At 45.4% G+C, this 22,269-nt stretch carries 24 protein-coding genes and 2 pseudogenes; 20 read left to right on the plus strand and 6 right to left on the minus strand.

The window, feature by feature from the left end:
• Nucleotides 1-588: 588 nt before the first annotated feature.
• From ACVA53_RS18865 to ACVA53_RS18890, 6 genes are read left to right on the plus strand one after another with little or no spacing between them, the layout of a single operon-like run.
• Nucleotides 589-987, plus strand: coding sequence for a DUF2170 family protein (locus tag ACVA53_RS18865; protein WP_255044782.1), 399 nt, complete (start codon nucleotides 589-591; stop codon nucleotides 985-987).
• Nucleotides 987-1,673, plus strand: coding sequence for a PspA/IM30 family protein (locus ACVA53_RS18870; RefSeq protein WP_255044783.1), 687 nt, complete (start codon nucleotides 987-989; stop codon nucleotides 1,671-1,673). Before ACVA53_RS18865 ends, ACVA53_RS18870 begins: the two co-directional genes overlap by 1 nt.
• A 23-nt stretch (nucleotides 1,674-1,696) precedes the next feature.
• Nucleotides 1,697-2,740: a potassium channel family protein gene (locus ACVA53_RS18875; protein WP_446505928.1), complete on the plus strand. Its 1,044-nt coding sequence runs from the start codon at nucleotides 1,697-1,699 to the stop codon at nucleotides 2,738-2,740.
• 29 nt (nucleotides 2,741-2,769) lie between these two features.
• Complete coding sequence (locus tag ACVA53_RS18880; RefSeq protein ID WP_255044785.1) at nucleotides 2,770-3,402, plus strand: YjfK family protein; 633 nt, start codon at nucleotides 2,770-2,772, stop codon at nucleotides 3,400-3,402.
• A gap of 33 nt (nucleotides 3,403-3,435) precedes the next feature.
• Nucleotides 3,436-3,852, plus strand: coding sequence for a DUF350 domain-containing protein (locus ACVA53_RS18885; RefSeq protein ID WP_255044786.1), 417 nt, complete (start codon nucleotides 3,436-3,438; stop codon nucleotides 3,850-3,852).
• Between the two features lie 10 nt (nucleotides 3,853-3,862).
• The gene (locus tag ACVA53_RS18890) at nucleotides 3,863-4,498 is read left to right on the plus strand and encodes a DUF1190 family protein (protein ID WP_255044787.1); all 636 of its coding nucleotides are present in this window, start codon (nucleotides 3,863-3,865) and stop codon (nucleotides 4,496-4,498) included.
• A 206-nt stretch (nucleotides 4,499-4,704) separates the two neighbouring features.
• On the opposite strand, the gene ACVA53_RS18895 is transcribed toward ACVA53_RS18890, so the two are convergent.
• Entirely contained in the window at nucleotides 4,705-6,147 is a 1,443-nt protein-coding gene (locus ACVA53_RS18895; protein WP_446505929.1) for a cytochrome-c peroxidase, read from the minus strand.
• 283 nt (nucleotides 6,148-6,430) lie between these two features.
• On the opposite strand from ACVA53_RS18895, the gene ACVA53_RS18900 reads away from it, so the two are divergent.
• From ACVA53_RS18900 to ACVA53_RS18920, 5 genes and pseudogenes are all read left to right on the plus strand, one after another.
• Nucleotides 6,431-6,889, plus strand: a complete 459-nt coding sequence (locus ACVA53_RS18900; protein ID WP_446505930.1) for a hypothetical protein — start codon at nucleotides 6,431-6,433, stop codon at nucleotides 6,887-6,889.
• Between the two features lie 253 nt (nucleotides 6,890-7,142).
• Nucleotides 7,143-8,207 (plus strand): permease, encoded by a 1,065-nt coding sequence (locus ACVA53_RS18905; RefSeq protein ID WP_446505931.1) that lies wholly within the window; start codon nucleotides 7,143-7,145, stop codon nucleotides 8,205-8,207.
• Nucleotides 8,208-8,365: 158 nt separating this feature from the next.
• Nucleotides 8,366-8,575: pseudogene (locus ACVA53_RS18910) on the plus strand (MFS transporter); the annotation flags it as partial.
• Nucleotides 8,575-8,913: pseudogene (locus ACVA53_RS18915) on the plus strand (HTH-type transcriptional regulator YidZ); the annotation flags it as partial. The pseudogenes ACVA53_RS18910 and ACVA53_RS18915, both read left to right, overlap by 1 nt.
• A gap of 155 nt (nucleotides 8,914-9,068) precedes the next feature.
• The gene (locus ACVA53_RS18920) at nucleotides 9,069-10,073 is read left to right on the plus strand and encodes a helix-turn-helix domain-containing protein (protein WP_446505932.1); all 1,005 of its coding nucleotides are present in this window, start codon (nucleotides 9,069-9,071) and stop codon (nucleotides 10,071-10,073) included.
• Between the two features lie 46 nt (nucleotides 10,074-10,119).
• Here the strand turns inward: ACVA53_RS18920 and ACVA53_RS18925 are convergent, their stop codons facing one another.
• The 4 genes from ACVA53_RS18925 to ACVA53_RS18940 all read right to left on the minus strand — a co-directional run bounded on the left by ACVA53_RS18925 (nucleotide 10,120) and on the right by ACVA53_RS18940 (nucleotide 13,977).
• On the minus strand, nucleotides 10,120-11,595 hold the full coding sequence (locus ACVA53_RS18925; protein ID WP_446505933.1) for an inorganic phosphate transporter: 1,476 nt from the start codon (nucleotides 11,593-11,595) through the stop codon (nucleotides 10,120-10,122).
• A gap of 8 nt (nucleotides 11,596-11,603) precedes the next feature.
• On the minus strand, nucleotides 11,604-12,281 hold the full coding sequence (locus ACVA53_RS18930) for a DUF47 domain-containing protein (protein ID WP_446505934.1): 678 nt from the start codon (nucleotides 12,279-12,281) through the stop codon (nucleotides 11,604-11,606).
• Nucleotides 12,282-12,386: 105 nt separating this feature from the next.
• On the minus strand, nucleotides 12,387-13,280 hold the full coding sequence (locus ACVA53_RS18935) for an SLC13 family permease (protein ID WP_446505935.1): 894 nt from the start codon (nucleotides 13,278-13,280) through the stop codon (nucleotides 12,387-12,389).
• Nucleotides 13,273-13,977: an SLC13 family permease gene (locus ACVA53_RS18940; protein WP_446505936.1), complete on the minus strand. Its 705-nt coding sequence runs from the start codon at nucleotides 13,975-13,977 to the stop codon at nucleotides 13,273-13,275. The genes ACVA53_RS18935 and ACVA53_RS18940 overlap by 8 nt, the downstream gene beginning before the upstream one ends.
• A 349-nt stretch (nucleotides 13,978-14,326) precedes the next feature.
• On the opposite strand from ACVA53_RS18940, the gene ACVA53_RS18945 reads away from it, so the two are divergent.
• The 3 genes from ACVA53_RS18945 to ACVA53_RS18955 all read left to right on the plus strand — a co-directional run bounded on the left by ACVA53_RS18945 (nucleotide 14,327) and on the right by ACVA53_RS18955 (nucleotide 16,445).
• A complete protein-coding gene (locus ACVA53_RS18945) occupies nucleotides 14,327-14,965 on the plus strand; it encodes a hypothetical protein (protein WP_446505937.1) in 639 nt (212 codons plus the stop codon).
• Nucleotides 14,966-14,973: 8 nt separating this feature from the next.
• Nucleotides 14,974-15,456 carry a CYTH domain-containing protein gene (locus tag ACVA53_RS18950; protein ID WP_446505938.1) on the plus strand — a complete coding sequence of 161 codons (483 nt, stop codon included), beginning with the start codon at nucleotides 14,974-14,976 and terminating at the stop codon, nucleotides 15,454-15,456.
• Nucleotides 15,457-15,722: 266 nt separating this feature from the next.
• Entirely contained in the window at nucleotides 15,723-16,445 is a 723-nt protein-coding gene (locus ACVA53_RS18955; protein WP_255044791.1) for a sulfite exporter TauE/SafE family protein, read from the plus strand.
• Nucleotides 16,446-16,471: 26 nt separating this feature from the next.
• Here the strand turns inward: ACVA53_RS18955 and ACVA53_RS18960 are convergent, their stop codons facing one another.
• Nucleotides 16,472-16,636, minus strand: coding sequence for a hypothetical protein (locus tag ACVA53_RS18960; RefSeq protein WP_255044792.1), 165 nt, complete (start codon nucleotides 16,634-16,636; stop codon nucleotides 16,472-16,474).
• 163 nt (nucleotides 16,637-16,799) lie between these two features.
• Here ACVA53_RS18960 and ACVA53_RS18965 point away from each other — a divergent pair, with 163 nt between their 5' ends.
• The 6 genes from ACVA53_RS18965 (at nucleotide 16,800) to agaV (ending at nucleotide 22,262) form a co-directional block, all read left to right on the plus strand.
• On the plus strand, nucleotides 16,800-17,132 hold the full coding sequence (locus ACVA53_RS18965; protein ID WP_255044793.1) for a DUF4156 domain-containing protein: 333 nt from the start codon (nucleotides 16,800-16,802) through the stop codon (nucleotides 17,130-17,132).
• Between the two features lie 231 nt (nucleotides 17,133-17,363).
• Complete coding sequence (gene agaR / locus ACVA53_RS18970; protein ID WP_446505939.1) at nucleotides 17,364-18,131, plus strand: transcriptional repressor AgaR; 768 nt, start codon at nucleotides 17,364-17,366, stop codon at nucleotides 18,129-18,131.
• 376 nt (nucleotides 18,132-18,507) lie between these two features.
• The gene (agaR, locus tag ACVA53_RS18975) at nucleotides 18,508-19,284 is read left to right on the plus strand and encodes a transcriptional repressor AgaR (protein ID WP_255044795.1); all 777 of its coding nucleotides are present in this window, start codon (nucleotides 18,508-18,510) and stop codon (nucleotides 19,282-19,284) included.
• 8 nt (nucleotides 19,285-19,292) lie between these two features.
• Entirely contained in the window at nucleotides 19,293-20,594 is a 1,302-nt protein-coding gene (locus ACVA53_RS18980; protein WP_446505940.1) for a D-tagatose-bisphosphate aldolase, class II, non-catalytic subunit, read from the plus strand.
• Nucleotides 20,594-21,751: an SIS domain-containing protein gene (locus tag ACVA53_RS18985; protein ID WP_446505941.1), complete on the plus strand. Its 1,158-nt coding sequence runs from the start codon at nucleotides 20,594-20,596 to the stop codon at nucleotides 21,749-21,751. The genes ACVA53_RS18980 and ACVA53_RS18985 overlap by 1 nt, the downstream gene beginning before the upstream one ends.
• Nucleotides 21,752-21,788: 37 nt before the next feature.
• Entirely contained in the window at nucleotides 21,789-22,262 is a 474-nt protein-coding gene (gene agaV, locus ACVA53_RS18990) for a PTS N-acetylgalactosamine transporter subunit IIB (protein ID WP_446505942.1), read from the plus strand.
• The last annotated feature ends 7 nt before the right edge of the window (nucleotides 22,263-22,269 follow it).

Raw genomic sequence — 22,269 nt, forward strand, 5'->3', positions numbered from 1 at the left:
CCTAGATACGCTACAAACGTATGCCGGTTTTCAAGACCGGTGCTTTCAACCACTCAGCCATCTCTCCGTAAGTGCGGTGTATATTAGTCGCTACGACTGACCTTGTAAACCCCTAAAACATTCAACTGCTTAGATAACCAACAAACATGCAGAATCTTAATAAAAAACCAGCAGATCATTTAAAAAAAACCTTCTTCTCACTCATTTCCTTTCACGGTAGAATATCTTCCTGCAATATTTTGCTGGATTTTTCCTCGCCTTGAGCTCGTTTTTAACGGCCAATACGAAAACTTGCTGGAAAGCCCGAAGCATCAAATTGCACATATCCCTCTCGGCCCAGGTGATACCCTATTTATACCTGCTCATGCCTGGGACACACTTAGCTGGAACAAAGAAAGCGGGGCTAAATCATAACTAGGACGCCTTCTTATCTAGCACTCAAACAATACCAACCCCCTATCGGCGGCATAAAACAGCTCACAAAAAAACAACAAAAAAACAGCATTTCATGGTAATTGAATAATTTAACCTCATAATAAGAGGAGATTTTTCGTTCAATCCGCTGACACCTAACAAAAGGTAGCAACTATGATGTGGCAAGTATCCGAACTGATCCCGCTTCTGAGTGAACACGACGGCTGGGCAGTTGAAGAAAATGACCAAACACTGGTTATACGCAACGAAGATAATATCGAAGCCTTTCTGGCCGTATCTGGCGAGCAAATTCTGGTTGAAGTCCTACTGTTCCCTGCTGAGCAAGTCATTGACCTGACTTCTCTTAACAACGATATCCTCCGTACCCACAAGATGTTCCCGCTATCGACTATCGGTATCAATGAAATTGGCGGCAACGACTACTATGTGGCGTTTGGCTCACTGTCTTCCCAATCCAAGGCGGAAAGCATTGTGATTGAGGTCGCTACTCTATTCCGCAATGTCGAAGCCTTTATTGAACTATACCAAGACCACCTCAAGGAGGTTGCGTAATGAGTGTCTGGAAAAAACTGTTCACCGCATTCAAAGGCGGTGTAAATGAAACCGCAGAAGCAGTCGCGGATAACCAAGCATTGCGTATCCTTGATCAGGAAATTCGCGACGCCAAACAAGAACTTCGCCGTTCAGACGAAGCATTGGTCAGTATCGTCGCTAAACGTAAGCTCTCCCAGCAGAAAGTTGATGGCTTCCAGCAAGGCGTCGAAGAGTACGAAGGCCATGCCCGCACCGCGATGGAAAAAGGCCAGCAAGATCTTGCTCTTGATTGTGCACAAAAAGTCGCCCAGCTCCGTAACGAACAGCAAGCTGAGCAAGCCTACCTTGACCAGTTCGTTGCTTCTGAGCAGAAGATGCGTACCAACATCAGCCAAGCCAAAGACAAGCTTCGCCAGCTCGAGCAGCAAGTGGATGTGGTAAAAGCCAACGAAGCGGTACAAAAAGCCCAGTCGGCGGTATCAGCCACCAATGTCGGCGCCAATGCCAAAATGCATACCGCGGTTGAGTCGCTTGAGCGCATCAAACAACGCCAAGCCGAAAAATCAGCCCAGCTGGAAGCCGCCGCAGAAATGGCCGATGAGCAATCAGGCAGCAGCCTAGACAAAAAGCTGGCCGAGGCCGGGATCACCCCAGGAAAACAATCCTCAGCTGAAGATGAACTTAAGCGTATTTTGGGCCAGTAGGTGCCGTTTGATAGGGAGGTAGTATGTCGTTATGGCTCTTTTTCCGCCGCTGGGCGGCTCAGAACTTCCATGCGCTAAGTGGCAGAAACCTCCTTTTACTGGTTATCGGCTATACCGCTATCAGCTATGCCCTACTCGCAGCAGTGGGCGAATCAGCCTTAATACAAAGTCCAACGGATTTCCTGTACTACTTGGTTGTCAGTGCATCTACCGTTGGCTATGGCGACATGTCGCCAACCACTGTGGCTGGAAAATGGGTCGTCATGCTGTTTGTGATCCCCGGCGGATTGGGGCTATTTGCCATCGCGGTTGGCCGGGTGGCAAGCGTCTTTATTGATTACTGGAAACAGGGGCTGTTAGGCCGGAGGAAAGTATCGGTGGAAAACCATATTCTCGTGCTGGGGTGGAACGAGCAGCGTACCCTGCACCTAATAAAAATGCTGCAACACGAAGAAAAAGGCCACCGCGCAATTGTCCTGTGTGTCCGCCCTGATATTGAAAATCCACTGCCCGGGGAAATAGAGTTTGTCCGCACCCTCAGCTTCACCGATAGCCTATCAATGGCAAAAGCCGGGGTCGACAGCGCCAGTTGTATTGTGATTGATAACAGCGAAGATGACGTCACCCTGTCTGCTGCCCTGTTTTGTGCCAATCAGAATCCGAATGCCCATATCTTGGCATATTTCAATGACGAGTCATTGAGTGGTTTGCTCAAGCATCATTGTCCCAATGTCGAGTGCATTCCCTCTGTTGCGGTCGAGATGCTTGCCAAGGCTGCAATCGATCCAGGCTCGAGCGAATTGCATCACGAATTGCTTAGTACCCACAAGGGGATGACCCAGTATGCAGTACAATACCCTGCAACGTCAGCACCGAGCACCATAGCCCCGCTATTCAACGGCTTTAAGCAGCAACATAAGGCTATTCTTATTGCCATCGACACTGGCAAAGGGGTCGAGCTAAATCCACCGCTGGACCGTGAAGTCCCTCCCGGTGCCAAGTTGTTTTATATTGCTGATGAGCGCGTCAAGCAAATCAATTGGTCTAAGTGCGTAGATAACACCTAGATAACAGCACTAAATGAACGGGAGTTTTTATGTTCGATTGGTTTAAGAAAAAACAACCACCAACCACGCCCCCGAGCAGCCCTGAATGCCTTGGACTAAGGCTTGGCGGCGCCTTTGAGCTTGATGATCTGAAGCTGAGGTTGATCGAGCCAGATCTGATTATCGAAGGCGCATCCCGTACCCAGCTGATCAAGGCGGTCGGTGAAGTTCAGCTCGATGAGCAAACCCGGCTGCTACGCTTTTACACCGATGACGATGGATTTATCCAAATCTTGACCCACGGTCCGTCCGAAGCAGATATCAGCGAGGTCAAGCTCTACTATTTTTACGAATCGCGCCCCATTGATTCCCAGAGCCAGTGGCAGCATATTCTGGACAATGAAATCGTCAAGCCCAACTGGACATTGGAGGAGTATCAATTCAACAAAGTATGGGACAACACCCGCCCTGTCGCCATGACAGAAAAGACCTGGCTAGAAAACGGCACGGTCACTGAAACAGACCAATTTGTGATGATCTATGAGCGTGATACAGGTAATGGGCAATTTGAGTTTCTGCTCGTTGCTGGCGAGGAGAAGATCTACCGTAACCAAGCTGAGCGGTGCCTAGCCATTAGCACTGGTTTTGATTTAACCCCGACCGACTTCAAGCTAATAGGCTAACCTTCAATAGTTTAGATAAAGAATAGGATTAACATGGAAGTACTCACTAACTCGCTTGCTGGCCTCGGCGCATTCTTGCTTTATTTTTCGCTGTCATTGGCTTTCCTGATGCTGTTCAAGTTCGTCTACGTCCGCTTTACTCCGCATGATGAGTGGAAGCTAGTAAAAGAAGACCAGAATATTGCGGCAGCCATTGGGCTATCGGGCTCGATCATCGGCTATTGCTTGGCTATCGCAGGCGCTGCCACTAACTCAGTTAACCTGATCGATTTTGCTATTTGGGGCGTGGTCGCCTTGTTTGCCCAGCTAATCGCCTTTGCTATTTTACGCTTTGGCTTCATGCCAAAAATTGTCGAGCGTATCGAAGCCGGAGAAATCCCCGCGGGTATCGTCATGGCTGCGACTTCCGTGTCAGTAGGCCTGCTCAATGCCGCCTGTATGACATACTAAGGGGGATGCCATGAAACGCAGTAAACACGTCGTTCTCGCCAGCATGAAGAAAAACTGGCGCCCGGTGTCGATAGCCTCCATGTCGGCCCCCGTGACCGCAGTTTTAGCCACCGCCGTACTTTCTGGTTGTAGCGACAGCTCAGATGATGCCGTCATCTATCAATCGTTAAATGATTGTGTTGATGACAACCCCAACTATACCGAGGAATGCCAGGCCGCATACCAGTTTGCCATACAGGAAGCTTCTCGTACCGCACCTAAATACAACTCCCGCTACGATTGTGAGGCGGAGTTTGGTTCAAACGCCTGTATGCAGCCACAAGGCAACAATTGGTTTATGCCAGCCATGGCTGGTTTCATGTTTGCCAGAATGATGGACAGTAATCGTGGCTATTACTCACAACCGATGTTCCGATCTTATTATCCAGGCAGTATTTTCTATGACCGCTGGACCACAGCAGATGGCAACGATTATGGCCGCAGCAGCTACAAGAAAACCAAGGTAAGGGTCAGCAAAGACAATATGAAACCCAAACCAACGGTAAGCCGCACCATTTCACGTGGTGGGTTTGGTTCGACCGTTTCGGCCAAATCAGGCTGGAGCAGCAGTCGCTCCTCAAGTGGCAGTAAGGGGTGGGGAGGCTAAGCTGTCAATCTCACATCACAACATCACTTTTTGAAAAGAAGCCAATCATTTCTCATCAAAAAGTAAAATACGATCTGATCGGCAAGCTCGCCTCCCGCGTAGTTAACAATGACAAGTTCATATCTCGTCAATTTGTTCCTTTTATTACAACCTGCACATCCTTGTTGCAGGTTTTTTTTGCCTTCAGCAAAGCAACGCGATGCCGTTTACTGTGATGACTCACCGCCATCTGAAGATTGCTCGCTTTCTTGTTGTTCAGTGTCCTGTTGCTCAGTCACCCGATCAATGATGGCTTGTAATTGACCTTCTACGGTATTCGGGAAGAAAGGATCGTGGTAAATCGGGTTATTCAAGAATGTGTCATCCGTCAGCGCTTCCAAGAAAGCGACCAGTGCCTCTTTCTCTTGCTGACTCAAGTTCATTCTAATTGGATTCCCCCCAGTTTGGCCGTTACTGGTTAAATCAGGGCTTAAGATACGATGGCGCTGTATACCACTGTTGTAAAACTCGACCACATCCATCAAGGTTTCAAACCGACCATCGTGCATATAAGGCGCACCAACACCAATGTTTCGTAATGATGGTGATTTGAAGAAACCATTTCCCGCTCCTTGATCGCTGCTGGTATCCGCGTCAAGGCCATTAACATGGGCTTGATCCATCGAGTGAGCACTGGTTTGATGGCAGGCAATACAGCCCAATGAATTGCTTTCAGGTCCGGGAAAGCCGGAGAATAGCTTTAGCCCTAACATTTCCTGCTCATTGAATACCGCTGCAAAATCTGGCTCATCCCATTCCCCAACTGTGAAAGCCTGATCATATTTGGACTCATAAGAAATCATGGTACGAATGAACTGGGCTAATGCTCTTGAAATCCGATCGCTGGTTATCGCCTCATCACCAAAAGCTTCTGTAAATAATTCAGGATAGAAGCTCGTTTCCGCCATTTTCACTTCAAGTTCGAACAAGTTCATTCCCATCTCAACCGAGTCTTGAATCGGCATCAAGACTTGCTCTTCCAAACTATCAGCTCGTTCATCCCAAAAGAACTTCCCATTACGGTAGTAAGCAGCATTACTCAGGCTCATGGAATGACGACCAGTTTTGCCACCGTCAAAGCCATCACTGAACGTTTTGGGGTCGGTAAAGCCATTCTCTTGGATATGACAAGAAGCACAAGAAACCGTGTTATTTGCCGACAAGCGAACATCGTAAAATATTACCCGGCCCAAGTTAGCCCCGGGATTAGTGACTTTATTACTAAACGGGGTATTGTCTTGCGAATCAACATTGCCAAACGGCGAAGTAATACGGGTGTAATGCTTCGGTTGTGCCGATAAATAAGCCTCGTAATCATGGCTCACCGATAGCTCAGGCAACGGCAAGCCATCAATGTCTAGTTTTGCCTCTGGCGGTGGCGAGGGTTCGTTACCTTGACCATCGCCCTCGCTGGATGGCGGTGTTACATCGGGTTGCTCATTTGCAGGAGCATCTCCCTCGGGTTGTGTATCCGCTGGCGCTTGAACAATTTCAGTCCCTTCTGACCCCACTGAACTTGCTTCTAACGAGCCAGTATCATCAGAGTTTTCACGACATGCCGAGACTGTCGCAATCAATGCAACAGCCAAAAAATAACGGGAGGTATTCATACAACACTCCAACCTAGCCTAATTAATTTTATTTTTACTGCCAGTTATTTGTGAGAATGGATAATCCATAACAACACTTAATTAAAAGCCTAATCAATGAAATTGTTCTTATTTCTGACAAGTGAGAAAAATTCAACATCAACAGAGTGTTAGAAATTAAAGTCAATAAAATTTAGATAAAATTACTACATAAATTAATTCAAAACGAACAAATAAATACATATGTTCAATTAGCTTTTCTCTCACAAATAGAGAGTTACCTGCACGGCATAGGTAATGATAAGTGGGTAAAAACGTTTGGAAGATTTTTGTAGAGTATCAGGGCACTTTAACCTGCAAAAACTTATCTATAGATGCCGTTCGAGATCAAATAAAACAGGCACAATATGGTAAGTCCACGCCTTTCAATACCTGTATGCTTTGCGTTCATTTTCAACAGGCATTAGAGCGCTTCGTGAATATCCAATACACTTCTACTTCAGCAATTGCAGGGCTAATTTTGTTAGTCAATTTGAATACCGAACAGCCTGAGCCAGAAACCATTTCCACCTACACACTGTGCTATGACGTGGGATTCCAGACCCCGGATGAACTCTACGATACATACAGCGGTGGATTTGATGCTATATCCCAAGAACTCGCAAAACGACAACTCAGTCATAGCGAGTTAATAGAATGCACCAGAGTGACTTCTGAAGCCTTGCTTGATAGGCAATCCTTACGGAAAGAGCGCGAGGTATAAGCCCAAGGACAACTCAAGCAATCACACCCCAAACAAGAACCAATAAATACCAGTCAGCAATTCATTAGGCTAACGTTTAGCTAAACCTAATTTTTATCAATTGATAATCATAAACTTATCCTCATCACTTGATGTTCCCCGTTCTTTTTTTGAAATTATTTCTATTTTTACCGAAATAATAAATTGACAGCAAAAAGCTTCGACCTTATATTTCCATGCATATCGAAACATACTACCCAATGAGGCAGTAACCATGAGTCCTGAATTCGTAACAATGTTCAAAGAAGCCGCTGGTATGTTCCTATTCCTAGCCGCAGAACTAACGGTGCTATTTTTAGTTATTAGCTACCTGGTCGGCGTGTTGCAGGAGTTCCTGACCCCCGAGAAAATCCAGTCAATCTTGAGTTCACGCAACGGTAAAGGCTATTTCATTGCAGCCCTGCTAGGTTCTATAACACCATTCTGTTCGTGTTCGACCATTCCTTTCTTGAAAGGTCTGCTCCGTGCCCGCGCTGGTTTTGGTCCGATGATGGTGTTCCTGTTTGCTAGCCCACTGCTCAATCCAGTGATCATTGGATTGTTTGTTGTCACTTTCGGGATCCAAGTGGCCGTGTTCTACTTCATGGTGGCGCTAGCGGTATCAGTAATTGCTGGCTATGTACTAGATAAACTGGGTTTCGAACGCTATGTCCGTGAAGGGGCCTACCAAATGGCAGATACCAGTTCGAGTTGTGGCAGCCGCAGTGGTGATAGCACAACACCAGAAGCAGCATCAGTGACTGCAACATCATGCTGCACAACAACGCCTGAACCGGCCCCTGTTGCCAGCTCATGCTGCGGAACCAAAGAAGAGGTTGAAGTGAAAATCAGTGGTTGTGGTGAAGCAGTGCTGACCGTGAAAGAAGCAAGCCGGTGGGTACGCATTTGGCATGCAACCTGGAAAGACTTTAAGCAAGTACTTCCTTACCTGATGTTAGGCATTCTAATTGGCTCTTTCATCTACGGCTTTATTCCGACTGATTTTATTGTCAAGTACGCTGGTGAAGGTATGTGGTATGCGATTCCAATAGCCGCCGTGATTGGTATTCCACTCTACATCCGTGCTGAAGCGGTGATCCCATTAAGTGCTGCACTAGTTAAGAAAGGCATGGCGATGGGTTCAGTGATGGCATTGATCATCGGTAGTGCGGGCGCAAGCCTAACCGAGGTTATCTTGCTGAAATCTATCTTCAAGAACCAGATGATCGCCGCCTTCCTCGCTGTGATTCTGGGTATGGCGATTGGCGCAGGTTACATGTATACGTACGTGTTTGGGTAAACGATATATCAGCTAAAACAACCCGCTTTTCAGAATCAAGAAAGACTCCAAGCCGGCCTCTTACGAGGTCGGCTTTTTTATTCGGGCGATCGAACCAATATTGTTATGTCGCAACTGGAAATACCTGTTGTCAAAATGGCAACTCGTGAGTCAGCCGGATCGGCGCTGGATCATGCTATGTCGTCGCCTTTGCTATCCTCCGTGACACGCTTGATGATCAACGTCGCGCCAAGGTACTTTCAATGCTCAACGGGATCACTTGTATTGTGCCGATGATTGCGCCAGTGATCGGTCACCTCGTCATGCTCAAGTTTCCATGGCCAAGTCTGTTCACCACCATGGCAGGCATGGGGGTATTGGTCTGTTTATCGTGTGGGAAAAGAGTGAAAACTGGGCATTGGATGAAGTTCTGGCAGAACAAGGGCTCACCCGCCATGTCGCCCTGACTATGGCGAGCTTCGAGCAATCTTTGTTCATGGTAGCCCAACCAGGACACCAGATGATCACCACCGCACCGGAATATTGCCAGCGTTATTGCCAGCAAATGCCCCCCGATTTGGTTGCGCTTCCTATCCCGCTAGACAAAGAACAGTTAGACACATTACTGATCCCATTTACGATGATTTGGCACAAACGCAATAGCCAAAATCCCAAAATCGCATGGCTCAAAGAGACCATAAGAACGTTATATAGTGCTAACTATTAGGATATCTTTCTATGATCCAAAACGGCTTGTTATTGAAAACGAACAACAATTAACGGTGAATGATATTACTTGTTTTTTTGTTTTTACTACAGCGACAATCCAAGTAATATATCTTAACGAGCAGGGCAACATTTAACATGGATATCCAAGAATAGATGAAAGATGATTCTGTTAGATCAAAGTTGGCTTTTTTGCGTTTAGCAGAAGAACTAGGCAACGTCTCTAAAGCATGTAAAATATACGGTTATAGCCGTGACAGTTATTACCGAATAAAAAAACTCTATGAGCAAGGTGGTGAGGCTGCTTTAGTTGAACAGGCTAGAGATAAACCTTTATTGCGTAACCAAGTCGCAAAAAGCATCCAGACTAAACTCATCGAGTTCACCTTCGAGCATCCAGAGTTAGGCCAAAAGAAAGTGTCTGAACAACTCACGGAACAAGGCTTCCCCATATCTCCCAACGGGGTTCGTTCAGTTTGGTTACGTTATGATCTTGAAACTAAAAAAAAGCGAATGATGGCATTGAAAGTGAAAGCGGATAGAGGGGAGTTCACCTTATCTATCAAGCAACTAGAGGCCCTTAACATTCAAGTAAATAGCTTGAAAAACGCATCCGGCCAACTTGAGACTAAAAGGCCGGGAGACCTCCTAGTACAAGATTGTATAAAGTTTGATTATTTTCCACAACTTGGCCCTGTTTATCTTCACCTTGCTATCGACAGCTATAGCCGTTTCACTTTTGCTAGCCTATCGTCAGACAACACTTCGAAAGCTGTTACTTTATTCCTCAAAGATCAAGTTCAACCTTATTTGTCAAAACACGGTATTAAAATAGCACGTATGCTGACCGATAGAGGGGCCGAATTTTTTTCTGCTGGAAGCAATAATGAATTTCAACATTATCTTGCTGACAATGATATCAATCACCTAAAGATAAAGGCCTATAACAGCTCAAAAATTAATGGCTTATGTTTTGAATATATGCAATACGTGTTAGCGCATTTTTGTACCCCCACCGCACGACAACACCGCATTGGCTCTCTTCAAGATCTTGCGCCAATCTTTGAACAGTGGCTAAAAGCAGACAATCACTCTCGTGAAGACACCAGCGCCTACTGTTTCGGAAAAACGCATTACGCAACACTCATTACATGTAATTAATGAAATAGAAATATTTAGGTGTTCGCAATAAACACCTAAATATTTTTTATTGAATTTGAGAATATTGCAAAAGGGTAGATAAATCTTGTTTCAACTTACGGTTATATTGCTTGTTGAGAATGGTATCTTCTATGTATTTCCATTCGTCGCTCAACAAACTCAGAGCTTGAGTTAACTGCCATGAATACTCATACTCCATCCCCTCTAACAACTCAACAGCTTGCAAACGTTCAGTACTCAGGTTCTGAACCCAATCAGGAGGAAATCGCATAACATTAATAGTCGAAGGTTGAAGCAAAGACAGTTCAATTGCTTTTTTTTGCTCAACTTCTGAAAGTCCAAATTCAACAAGCGCATTTCGAAACGAGCGAGTATCCTCAAATTTTTTATTATAAAAAGTTGAATAATCTCGTACTGAGTGACCTTGTACGCCTAATTCAAGCTCAACCTGTGGGCTCACTCTATAATATAAGGGGGAATATACGGTTAAATTGAATACATTTTGTAAGAAAAACAATAATAAGATACTAGACATCATCGCTATTGGTGGCGTAGTAATCCAACCTGTAGCTATCCGACCTAACACTTTCCAATCTAACTCTTGACCTCCCTTAAGTAAGCCTATTCCGATAATAGCACCCACTACAGCCTGTGAACTTGATACAGGAACGAGTGGAATAGTAGGTATTCCATTACTCGCAAGTAAGTACTCTAATCCTTCTGAAGCAAAAAGAAAAAGCACAACAGAATGTGCCATAACAACAATACCAGCAGTGATCGGAGTCAAAGGCATCATACTATTACCTACGGTAAGCATAACGCGTTTAGAGTAAGTAAAAATACCTATAGCTATGGCTAATGCGCCAATAAGAAATAACTGTTGAGCAGTACCTAACGTAACACTACCAAATGTTAAATCATCAAGTGATACGGCATTAACAAATACTCCCATCACATTAGCGATGTTGTTTGCCCCCAAACTATACGATCCAAATGCTCCCGCAAAAATTAGCGCAATTCTAGAGGTCCAATCTAACGTTAAAATGTGTGGTTTAATATTATTTAGTAACCACTTAGCTGTCCAATGGAGTATTACGGCAATAACGGCAGCGAGCAAAGGACACAATACCCAGGTAAAAAGAATGTTCATCAATATCTGAGTATCAGTATCAATACCGACAAAAAAGTTCCACCCAATAATCGCACCAACCACGGCCTGACCTGTTGAAACAGGAAGCTCAAATTTTGTCATGACCAAAACAGTCAATGCGGCCGATAAAGAGACAACAAACGCCCCCCCTAACGCATTGACTTCGCCAAGCTTACCTAGAGTATGCGCTGCACCTGAACCACTCAATGTTGCCCCAAGTATGACAAATATTGATGAAATAATGGCGGCAGTAGAAAAGCGCACCATACGGCTACCAACAGCAGTACCGAAAACATTAGCAGCATCATTAGCACCTAAAGTCCAGCCCAGAAATAGCCCACTAGATAAAAAAATTATAATAATTAAATCCATATTGTCTCCTATAACGAGCGTTTAATCGCAAATATAACCAGAGAATCCGCAATATCCTCGGCATGATTTGCAACATTATCGATACGCTCAATAAAGTAGCGAATATGTATTTTCTCAGCTAATTCCAGCGAAGATGAAAATAGCTTCTTCTTCATTTTAGTACTTAGCTTATCGGCTTCACTTTCAATAAAAATCACTTTGTGAACATGATCTCTGACCTGACTCTGGTCTCGCATAAACGCTCGACAGGCAGAAATTAAATGATCACAACTATCGGCGACTGTCTTCTGTAATTCGATAAAGTCAAAATGATATTCATTTGGTATCTTGGGACGCTCATTGATAAGGTTGAAGGCAGATGCTTGTTGAAGGTTAATCAAAACATCCACACCTTCAATCAGCTTTAGTAAATCACTACGTAGATCTGGCATGAGTGTTTTTTCATATAAAATACTCTCAATATCACGACGTAATTTATCAGCAGTAAGCTCAATATGACTAAGTTGATTAAAACGCATTTCAATTTGCTGCTCATCATCTTCATTCGGCGCTGTGCTGTTATTTAAATAAAGCTGTAAAATAATTTTAAATACTGTAGTGGAATCACCTAATAAATCGTAGAAGGCGTCAATATTGTTTTTTAATTGAAACGTGGTATTCATGAAACTGAGGATATTTTTGCTCATCAGCGTTCCTTATTGTGAATCTGCACTGCACCTAAAGCCAAGCAGTGTGTGGGTGGGAATAAGTCAGACTCACAGCCTGACTCATTTCAAGTAATACAATAAGTACTAAAAGAAGCCTGGAGATATCCCAATCCACACTAACCATGTCTGGCCAGCAACAATCATTAGTAGCCAAGTAAATATACTAGTCCACAAACCATAGCGCCAAGTCTCACCCATTGTATATTTATTCGTACCATATAAGAGAGCCGCAGGTTTTGAGTTAAACGGAAATGTCCAGCAAACATTAATACAAAGTGCAACGGGAAGAGCTAGGGACAAAATATCGTAATTCATTGCTTGAGCAATGCCGATTACAATAGGAATAAAGATTACAGTTCTCATTGTCTTACTTTGAAATATCCAATGAGAGGCAATAAAAATACCAGTAAGAATAGTGTAAAGGGAGAAGTAACTCATGTTCTCCATTCCCAGCGCATCCATCATATTAGAAATTGCAATCTCCATTATTTTTGTCTCGGTTAACCCAGCACCAATTGCATAGGCACCAGCTGAGAAAATTAAAAGATGCCAAGGAAGATCGACATCATTCCAAGTAATAAGCTTCGTTTGCGGGGCAAGCATAACAATTGAGCCAATCAAAGCTATCATTGTTGGGTGAATACCATGTACTTTATCCGTTGCCCAAAATGCAAGAACAGTTAGAAAGATGACCGCAGCCTTAATTTCATTCCAGCTAACTTTACCTAGCTGATCAAGAGCCTTTTGGATCGACTCCATGCCACCTTCAAGCTTTGGCTTTTGATCCTCTTTGCTAAGAGGAAAAATAAATTTCACACCAAGAATATAAGTAAAAATACCAAGTGCTACTGTGATAGGAAAACCCGCAAGCAGCCAATCAAAATAATATAAAGACGCCCCAGCCCCAACCATCATCCCAGCAGCAACAAGGTTTGCTCCTGAGCCGGTTAAAAAAGCATTACAACCAGCATTAATCATTAATCATTAATAGATTATGTAAGATAAGGTTTCGTGCAAAATTATTAGATTTGGTTCCAGTTGCACCATAAACCGCAGATACCACCATAAAGATAGGCATCAAAAGCGCTGCTTTTGCCGCTGTTGCATTAATAAAAGCACTCAGTATTAAGTTAACCGCAATAAAACTAAGGAATATAGAACCAGCATTTTTACCGTATTTTACAATAAATAGTAAAGCGACTCTCTCCGCAAGTTTGGTCTTTACAAGAGCAGAAGCTAAAATAAATGCTGCGATATTAAGCCAGATTATCTGATGCCCTAATACTGCAAGGGCGGCCTTCTGCGGTACAATTTCAAGTAATATGACACTGACAATCAAAGCAATTGATGTGAGGTAATTTGGAATAGATTCCGATACCCACAGTACAATACAGGCTACGAATAACCCCAGCATGTATTGAGCTTTTTGATCGAGTGACGCGAAGTTAAATATAAAACTAAATAAGAAAAAACTAACAACTGCGACAGGTAATCCCCATGTTTTCATCATCAGCCCCGCTTTGGTAGGCGGCCTTTCAACCACTTTACCCATTTTATATTGGGACATATCTAATGGATCTTTTTCTTCGATCGTTGTTCGGGGTGAGTCGATCAGGGTATCCTGCTGCGGTCGGTTCTCTTTTTCCCCTGGGGACCAAGTTTGTACTTTTTCCATATCGTTATCCTTTTGGTCTATTTATTTCTTATTGTTATTTCTCCCCAATAGAGTGACACCGTGGTGAATGGTTAAAATTGACACAAATCAATTTTAAAAAAATTAGACCCAACTAAAAATGACAACTTAGCCATCGATCACGAATCAAAACATCCGTCATAACCTTACAAATATAGCCAACCCCTATTTGGAAAGGGCTAACGATTCGTAACGCTGTATAATTCATTCATCACAAACAGAGAATGTCAGATTAAGTTGGGTTTTATATGATTAGCATCACGGTTTTCAAATAGAATTTGGCAGTAATGTAAAAAGGTACCGACAATTATTACGTAGAAGGAGTCACTTCATGAGTGAAAATATGGTTATAGGGGAAATATCAAAACCACGTTTTGAGTTTCGAACATTTGGCCAAAGTTTTGAGTCTGCCGCAAAACGCATGGCAAGACTCTCCGTCCCTGTACCAGAGAAGGTATGGGAGCGTACAAGCCAAGAAATCTATATTCTGTCACGAACAAATGATGTTAATAATACTAAGATCCGTGATGGAAAGATGGATATTAAAACTTATGTTCAAACAGTGGATGGCTTGGAACAATGGAATCCATTGATAAAAGGTGAATTCCCAATCCTTGCAGCTCAGTTAGAGAGTGAAGTTTTTCCGGCATTCAAAGTGGAAATGCCCTCTCTCTCTCAAGAGTCTTACACATTAGAAGAATTTCTCGCCATCATCAACGAGCAACCGGATCTTCAGGCCGTGACTGTCATCAAACACCGCTTTGGTTACATGGTCAACAATACTATTTGCGAAGTGGGAGAAGTGTTAGTCAATGGCGCACGGATAGATACGATTAATTCAGAATCAACTGAGATAGAAGACATTAAAAAAACAATAGCAGATCTCGGCCTTGAAGGTGTTGAAAACATTAATTATCTACAAGCCATTAAACGAGTTATTGGTATGATCAACAAACCTCTCGCAAACTAGGAGCAAAAATGATTGAGATCGAACGCAAGTTTTTGGTCAATGCCAACGACTTTATTCAGCAGGCCAAAACGCAATTACGCATAACTCAAGGGTATCTGTGCTCCGTCCCCGAACGGACTGTCCGAGTGAGAGTAAAAGGAAACAAAGGTTTCCTCACCGTAAAAGGAATCGGTAGCGAATCTGGGGCCAGTCGCTTTGAGTGGGAGAAAGAGATTCCAATTGATGAAGCACAATCACTGTTGAAATTATGCGAACCGGGTGTAATCGATAAAACACGTTACTTGGTTACCTATGGTAAGCACACTTATGAAGTAGATGAATTCTATGGGGAAAACCAAGGACTCATAGTTGCAGAAGTAGAATTAAGCTCAGAAGATGAATCTTTTGAGAGGCCACCATGGCTGGCACAAGAAGTTACGGGACAAAAACGGTACTATAATTCAATGCTAATGAAACAGCCTTATACATCATGGGCGTTAGAAAGCGCATAATGTACTTTCATATTTTAATATAATATTTAGCCTCTAATATTTAAAATATAAATATTAGAGGCTACCTCTTACGCCTTCCCAACCTAACCCGTTTTGATGATCAGCCCCAAAGTATATTTTTGGCAAAAATTACCGTAGGTATACCACTACCCTCTCACCGGCCAACATAATTGCTACTCGTCAATATACTCAACATGATATGCTAGACAACAATTAACAACGACAGCAACAAAACGCTGTTATTAATGACTTTTTGAGTATCCTTCATGTTTGAGTCGACGGTTCTTTTCGCGGCAACCCTTATCTTTCTTGGCTCTTTTGTTCAAACGGCAATTGGCTTTGGTTTAGCGATAGTCGCAGCACCATTACTGTTCCAACTTTCCCCCCAGTATGTCCCAGCACCTATCTGTTTGGTTGCGCTTGTTATTTCATTGATAAATGCATTCAAGCTACGAAGCAATGTTTCAATTGGCGGCTTGAAATCAGCGATTATTGGCCGTGTTCCTGGTTCACTCCTTGGTGGCTACTTATTAACCGTGGTCTCTGGTGCAACGCTTTCTTTGTGGCTGGGCGCCATGGTACTCATAGCTGTAGGTATCAGTGCCTTACCCTACCGATTGAAACCAACGCCAAGACGAATGCTTGTTGCCGGATTTTTGTCAGGCGTGATGGGAACTAGCTCTTCCATTGGCGGCCCACCAATGGCACTTCTGATGCAGCATGAAGAAGCAGCCAAACTGCGCGGCAACTTGTCGGCGTTCTTTGTGATCACCTCAATCATGTCACTGGTGATACTGTATTTCTATGGCCACTTCACCATAGAGCACATTCAGATCACCTTGCCATTGCTACCAGCAGCTATCTTAGGGTATTGGCTGGCGAACAAGGTTGTCGGCAACTTGTCCCAAAGCGTAGTGAGGATATTTGCTTTGCTGCTTTGTCTTGCCAGCGGCTTAACCGCTATCTATCAGGGGCTTTCCGGCTTTTAACGTTCAACTATCTTCTTCGATAGACCCTAGTAGAGTACCAATTCGGCGAGGTTCTGCTCCTCGCCGAAAGTTTGGATATCTTCTCCTTCCGTTTTAATCTCGGCGATGATCGTCAAAGCCGTATCTCGCTTCACATTGATGATGGTTTCCACCTCCAGTACAGACACGCCAAACCGAGTGGCTACCAGCAAATCTATTACTTTCTTTTTCGTATCGATAAACCGTTACTAACCCTAGACTGCTAAACAATAATTCAGAGATTAAAACTCTACAAAAAATCACTTAGCACGTAGCGCTTAAGGTGATAATCTAGCGCCGATTTGTAGTATCACATGTAGGCTGTTTGAAATTAAAATGAAAAAGATATTATTGGCAGGTTTTGTCAGCCTGTTGCTAGTCGGCTGTGTGACACCAAGCGAAGAGCTTATTCCGCAAGCCAACCAAGTCCGCGTGTTAACCACCAGCTTACTCAACCTAGAAAAATGCAACTGGGTGGGTGAAGTCACCGGAAATGAAGGGCACTGGTATTCCTATCTTTTTTACAGCAATGATGCACTGATTCAAGGCGCGGTCAACGAGCTGAAAAACAACGCTCATCAAATCGGAGCCGATACCGTAGTAACGATGAGCCCGCACAACTTCACGACCTCGGTTACCTTGCTCGGCACCGCTTACGACTGCCGATAGGTATTTATTATCAATCAGTTTATCGTGGAAGTTAATATATAAAAGCAATGCGTATCCTTTTCCACCACCTAAAACCGTTGGAATACATTTCACTCTGCAAAACGAACCTTCTGTAAAGTCATGATTTTGCATCAATAAAGTTTTGGTATACAGTAGCAGGCATGCAAGCACTTTACTGTCCGAAAGGACTGCTTTCGCTTTCTTCGACTTGCCCTTAGTAACGAGCAGCCTATGCCTTCAACATCCCAGCGCCGAACAGAAATCCTCGAGTTTATCCAGCAGCATGGCAAGGGAGAGGTGACCTATTTCACCGAGCGCTATGAAGTGTCGGCCGTTACCATCCGCAACGATCTCAATTACCTCGAGAAGAAAGGTTGTGTCACCCGCTGCTACGGCGGTGCGACGCTCAACAACCAGTTCACCTTCGACCGACCGCTCAATGACAAGAAGCAGCTTCACCGCGAAATCAAATCGCTATTAGGCAAAAGGGCTGCACAGCTTATCGAAGACGGCGATACCATCATCATTGATTCCGGCTCGACCACTGAACAGGTAGCCCTCAACCTCCAGGGAAAAAAGAACCTGATCGTGATGACAAATGGTATCAACGTCGCTTATCAGCTGGCGAACCAACCCGATATTGAAGTTATGGTTTCCGGCGGCCAAATGCGGGAAAATTCCTATTCCCTGCATGGCGGTTGCGGAGAGAGCCTGCTAAATCACTACCGCTTCAATAAATTGTTTCTTGGCGTCGATGGATTCGACAAGCAGGCCGGGATCACGACGCCTCATTCAGGTGAAGCGGCCATCAACCGCAACATGATCAACGTTGCCCAACAAGTTATCGCCGTGACAGACTCATCCAAATTTGATCGGCAAAGCTACTGCCTTATTGCCAAAGCAGAAGACATTGATGTGCTCGTCACCGACAGCGGTATCCCAGATGAGTATGTCGAACAACTCACCCAATTGGGGGTCGAAATCATTATCGTCGACTAGCCTCTTGTCTATCCCCTTTGCCCCTCATTGTGTTTATACCTTGAGCTCATCTTTTTGAGCGGAAAGTCAAACTTGTGATCTCAAGCAGGTTTCAATCCGAAATAACATCACCTGCATGCATGTTAATCCAGCTTTCATTCCCTTACTGAATAAACCGCAAGAATAAAGGGATTCTTTGTATATATTCCCACCACATCGAAATGACAACCTTTCGTTTTGGATTAAACGAAAGGTTTTCCGCTTAAAAAACCTTCACTTTGCCATTGTGATCACCCTTCGATTTTTTCTTTCAAACCAGTGCTTCAATAAGAATCAAAAGGGAATGAAACACTTTTAGCTGAAAAGCGAAAAAGAATGAAAGGTTGTTGGGGGTGTTATGACAAGTGCCGAGCGCAGACAAAAAATCTTGATGCATATCCGCCAAAACGGGGCGGGAAAAGTAGATGATTTTGTTGAAACATTCAACGTTTCTGCCGTTACTATCCGTCACGATCTCAACCTGCTGGAGAAAGAAGGTTGCGTCTTCCGCTGTTATGGCGGCGCGACCTTAAACCCTAACTTTGCGTTCGACCAACCCCTACATCGCAAAGGCCAAATCAACCGCGACCAAAAAAATTGCATCGCCAAAATGGCCGCAGCATTGGTCAAAGATGGCGAGGCCATTATTCTCGACTCTGGCACCACCATCGCCAAAATGCCGCAATACCTCACTAAGCAGCAACAGCTGGTCGTGATGACTAATGCGCTCAATACCGCTTATCAACTGAGCGGGTACGACAACATCGACCTGCATGTGGTGGGTGGCAACCTGCGCCGCTCTTCCTGCTCGTTGACCGGTCACCAGGGCGAAACACAGGTGCGTGCCTACCTGTTCGATAAACTCTTTCTCGGCGTCGATGGCTTCGACTTAGAAGCAGGAGTCACCACGCCAGATCAACATGAAGCCCAAATCAACCGGGCGATGTGCGACGTGTCGCGCCAAATCATTGCAGTCACCGACTCCAGTAAGTTTGGCCGCAAGAGCTTTTGCATGATCCGCGCCGCCTCGCAAATAGACACCCTTATCACTGACAGCCAGATCCCCGAAGAGACGCTCTCTGCCCTCAAGGCGCTCGGTGTTGAAGTGATGATTGCTGATAATACAGATTGCTAGGACTCAAGATGAAACCACTACTCGACATGATCTCAGCACACAAACAAGGGCAGCCTATTGGCGTTTACTCCGTGTGCTCAGCGCACCCACTGGTACTTGAAGCAGCATTATGTCAAGCCAAACAAGATAACCAATTGGTGCTGATTGAGGCGACCTCCAACCAGGTCAACCAATACGGTGGCTACACCGGGATGACGCCGAGTGATTTTGCCGAGCGGGTCTTTGATCTCGCCGACAGCATTGACTTTCCTCATGACAACATCGTACTTGGCGGTGACCATCTAGGCCCAAACTGCTGGCAGTCACTAGCTGCCAGTGAGGCAATGGCGAGATCAGAAGTGCTGATCGCCGATTATGTCAAAGCCGGTTTCAAGAAAATCCACCTCGATTGTTCGATGCCTTGTGCCGATGACACCTTACCGTTGAGTGAGCTGACTATGGCCAAACGTGCCGCCAAGCTGTGCGAAGTCGCTGAAAAAAGTTGGAATGAATGCGGTGGTGAAGTCCCAGTCTATGTGATTGGAACCGAAGTACCGACACCGGGCGGCGCATTGGAATCACTCGACGGCTTGGCCGTTACCCAACCAGAACAAGCGCTGGACACTCTCAATGCGCACCATCAAGCCTTTTCCGATATCGGCCTTGGCTATGTCTGGCCACGAGTGATTGGTTTGGTGGTACAACCCGGTGTCGAGTTTGACCACCACTCGGTTCACCACTACCAGCGCGAGCTTGCCAAACCACTGAGCAAGATGATTGAAAGCCAGCCGCACTTGGTTTTCGAAGCCCACTCGACCGATTACCAGACCCCGGACACATTCACCCAATTGGTTGAGGATCACTTTGCCATTCTCAAAGTCGGCCCTGCCCTGACGTTTGCCCTGCGCGAAGCACTGTTTGCACTCGACCGTGCCGAACTGGAATGGCTGGGCCCGCAACAAGCCGCCCAATTACGCAGCACCATTGAGCAAGTGATGCACGAAGAACCCGATTACTGGCGCCAGCATTACCACAGCCGCGGCCACCAGCAATATCTCGACTGTACCTACAGCCTGAGTGACCGCATTCGCTACTACTGGAGCCACGCCGACGTACAACAGGCACAGCAGAAACTGTTTGAAAATCTAGCCCAGAACCCTATCCCCCTGACGATTCTCAGCCAGTACTTGCCGAACCAAGCAAAAGCTATTTCACAACAGCTCCTGAGCCATTCGCCAAGGGATATAGCGATCCACAAGGTGATGGAAGTCACTGATATCTATGCGCGTGCCTGTTTCTCCAATTCCGCTTTAATTAAGGAGCACATCTAATGACTACGTTCTTGGGCTATAACAGCCAATGGCTGACCGAGCACAACGGTATTCACACCGCCAAGGAAATCAGCCACCAGTATGCGCTGTGGCGCAATCTGGCCCAGATCCTCGACAATCAGGCCATTCATTGGCAAGCATTTCTACAGCCGCTGCTGGCGGATCCCACGCTGCGTATTATCCTAACCGGCGCAGGAACATCGGCCTTTGTCGGTGATGCAGCAGCCCCGTTTATCCAAACGGCCAACCGCTTTAATGTCGCGTCTATCCCCACCACGGATCTGGTTTCTAACCCAGCGGAATACCTAGACCCAAACAGCAAGACCCTCGTGGTGTCATTTGCCCGCTCGGGCAACAGTCCTGAGAGTGTCGCTGCTGTCGAGTTGGTCGACCAGCTTGTCGAGAACAGCTACCACCTCTTTCTAACCTGCAACCCAGACGGCAAGCTGTCTCGTCATGCCAACAGCCATGACAATGCCTACTGCCTGCATATGCCGGATGGCTCGAATGACCAGAGCTTTGCCATGACCTCCAGCTTCAGCTGCATGTTGATGTCGGCTATCTCCATCTTCGGCAGTGAAAGTCCCGAGCAGCGCAATGCCAACATCGCCAAGGTCGCCACCCTGTGTGAAGGCAAAATCAACGAATGGCAGGACACAGTCAAAACACTGGCAGCCCAGCCTTACCAACGCTTAATCACCCTTGGTAGTGGCGGATTAGCAGGTGTTGCCCGTGAAGCCTCACTTAAATCGCTTGAACTGAGCGCAGGCAAAGTAATGACTGCCTTCGACTCGTCACTGGGCTTTCGCCATGGGCCGAAATTCACCATCAACGAGCAGGCCGTGGTGATCCAATACCTGTCGAATAACCCGTATACCCGCCAATACGATCTGGATCTCTATAACGAAATCCAGAATGACAACCAAGTTGGGATCCACATTGCCCTCACCGGCAGTCGCTGCGATGGCGAGCTCGTATTCGATCTTGGGCAACCTGAACTTCCTGACAGCTGGCTTTGCTTCCCCTACATCGTGTTCAGCCAGATGTTAGCGTTTGAAAAATCTCTCCAGCTAGGTCTTGGGCCAGATAACCCATGCCCGACCGGAGAGGTAAACCGAGTCGTACAGGGCGTCACTATTCACCCGTACTCACTGTAATCCAATAGCGATAAACAGAAAAACAAAGGAATGAACTATGCCAAATATCGTACTAAGCCGAATTGATGAGCGTCTTGTCCATGGCCAAGTTGGAGTGCAATGGGTCGGATTTGCCGATGCCAATATCATTGTGGTGGTCAACGATGAAGTTGCCAGCGACACCATCCAGCAGAACCTGATGGAAATGGTGTTAGCCGATGGCATAGCCATCCGTTTCTGGACCGTGCAAAAGACCATCGACACCATCCACAAAGCCGCAGATCGCCAGCGCATCCTACTGGTCTGCAAGACACCAAAAGAATTCCGCATGCTGGTTGAAGGCGGTGTACCCGTGAACAACATCAACGTCGGCAACATGCATTACGTGGAAGGAAAGAACCACATTGCCAAGACTGTCTCGGTTGATGCCGATGACATCGAGGAATTCAACAAACTAAAAGCACTGGGTGTGAACTGCATCGTTCAGGGAGTACCCACCGAAAGTGCAACAGACCTCTTTACCCTACTCTAATTCATAA

The sequence above is a fragment of the Photobacterium sp. DNB23_23_1 genome, assembly GCF_052873815.1.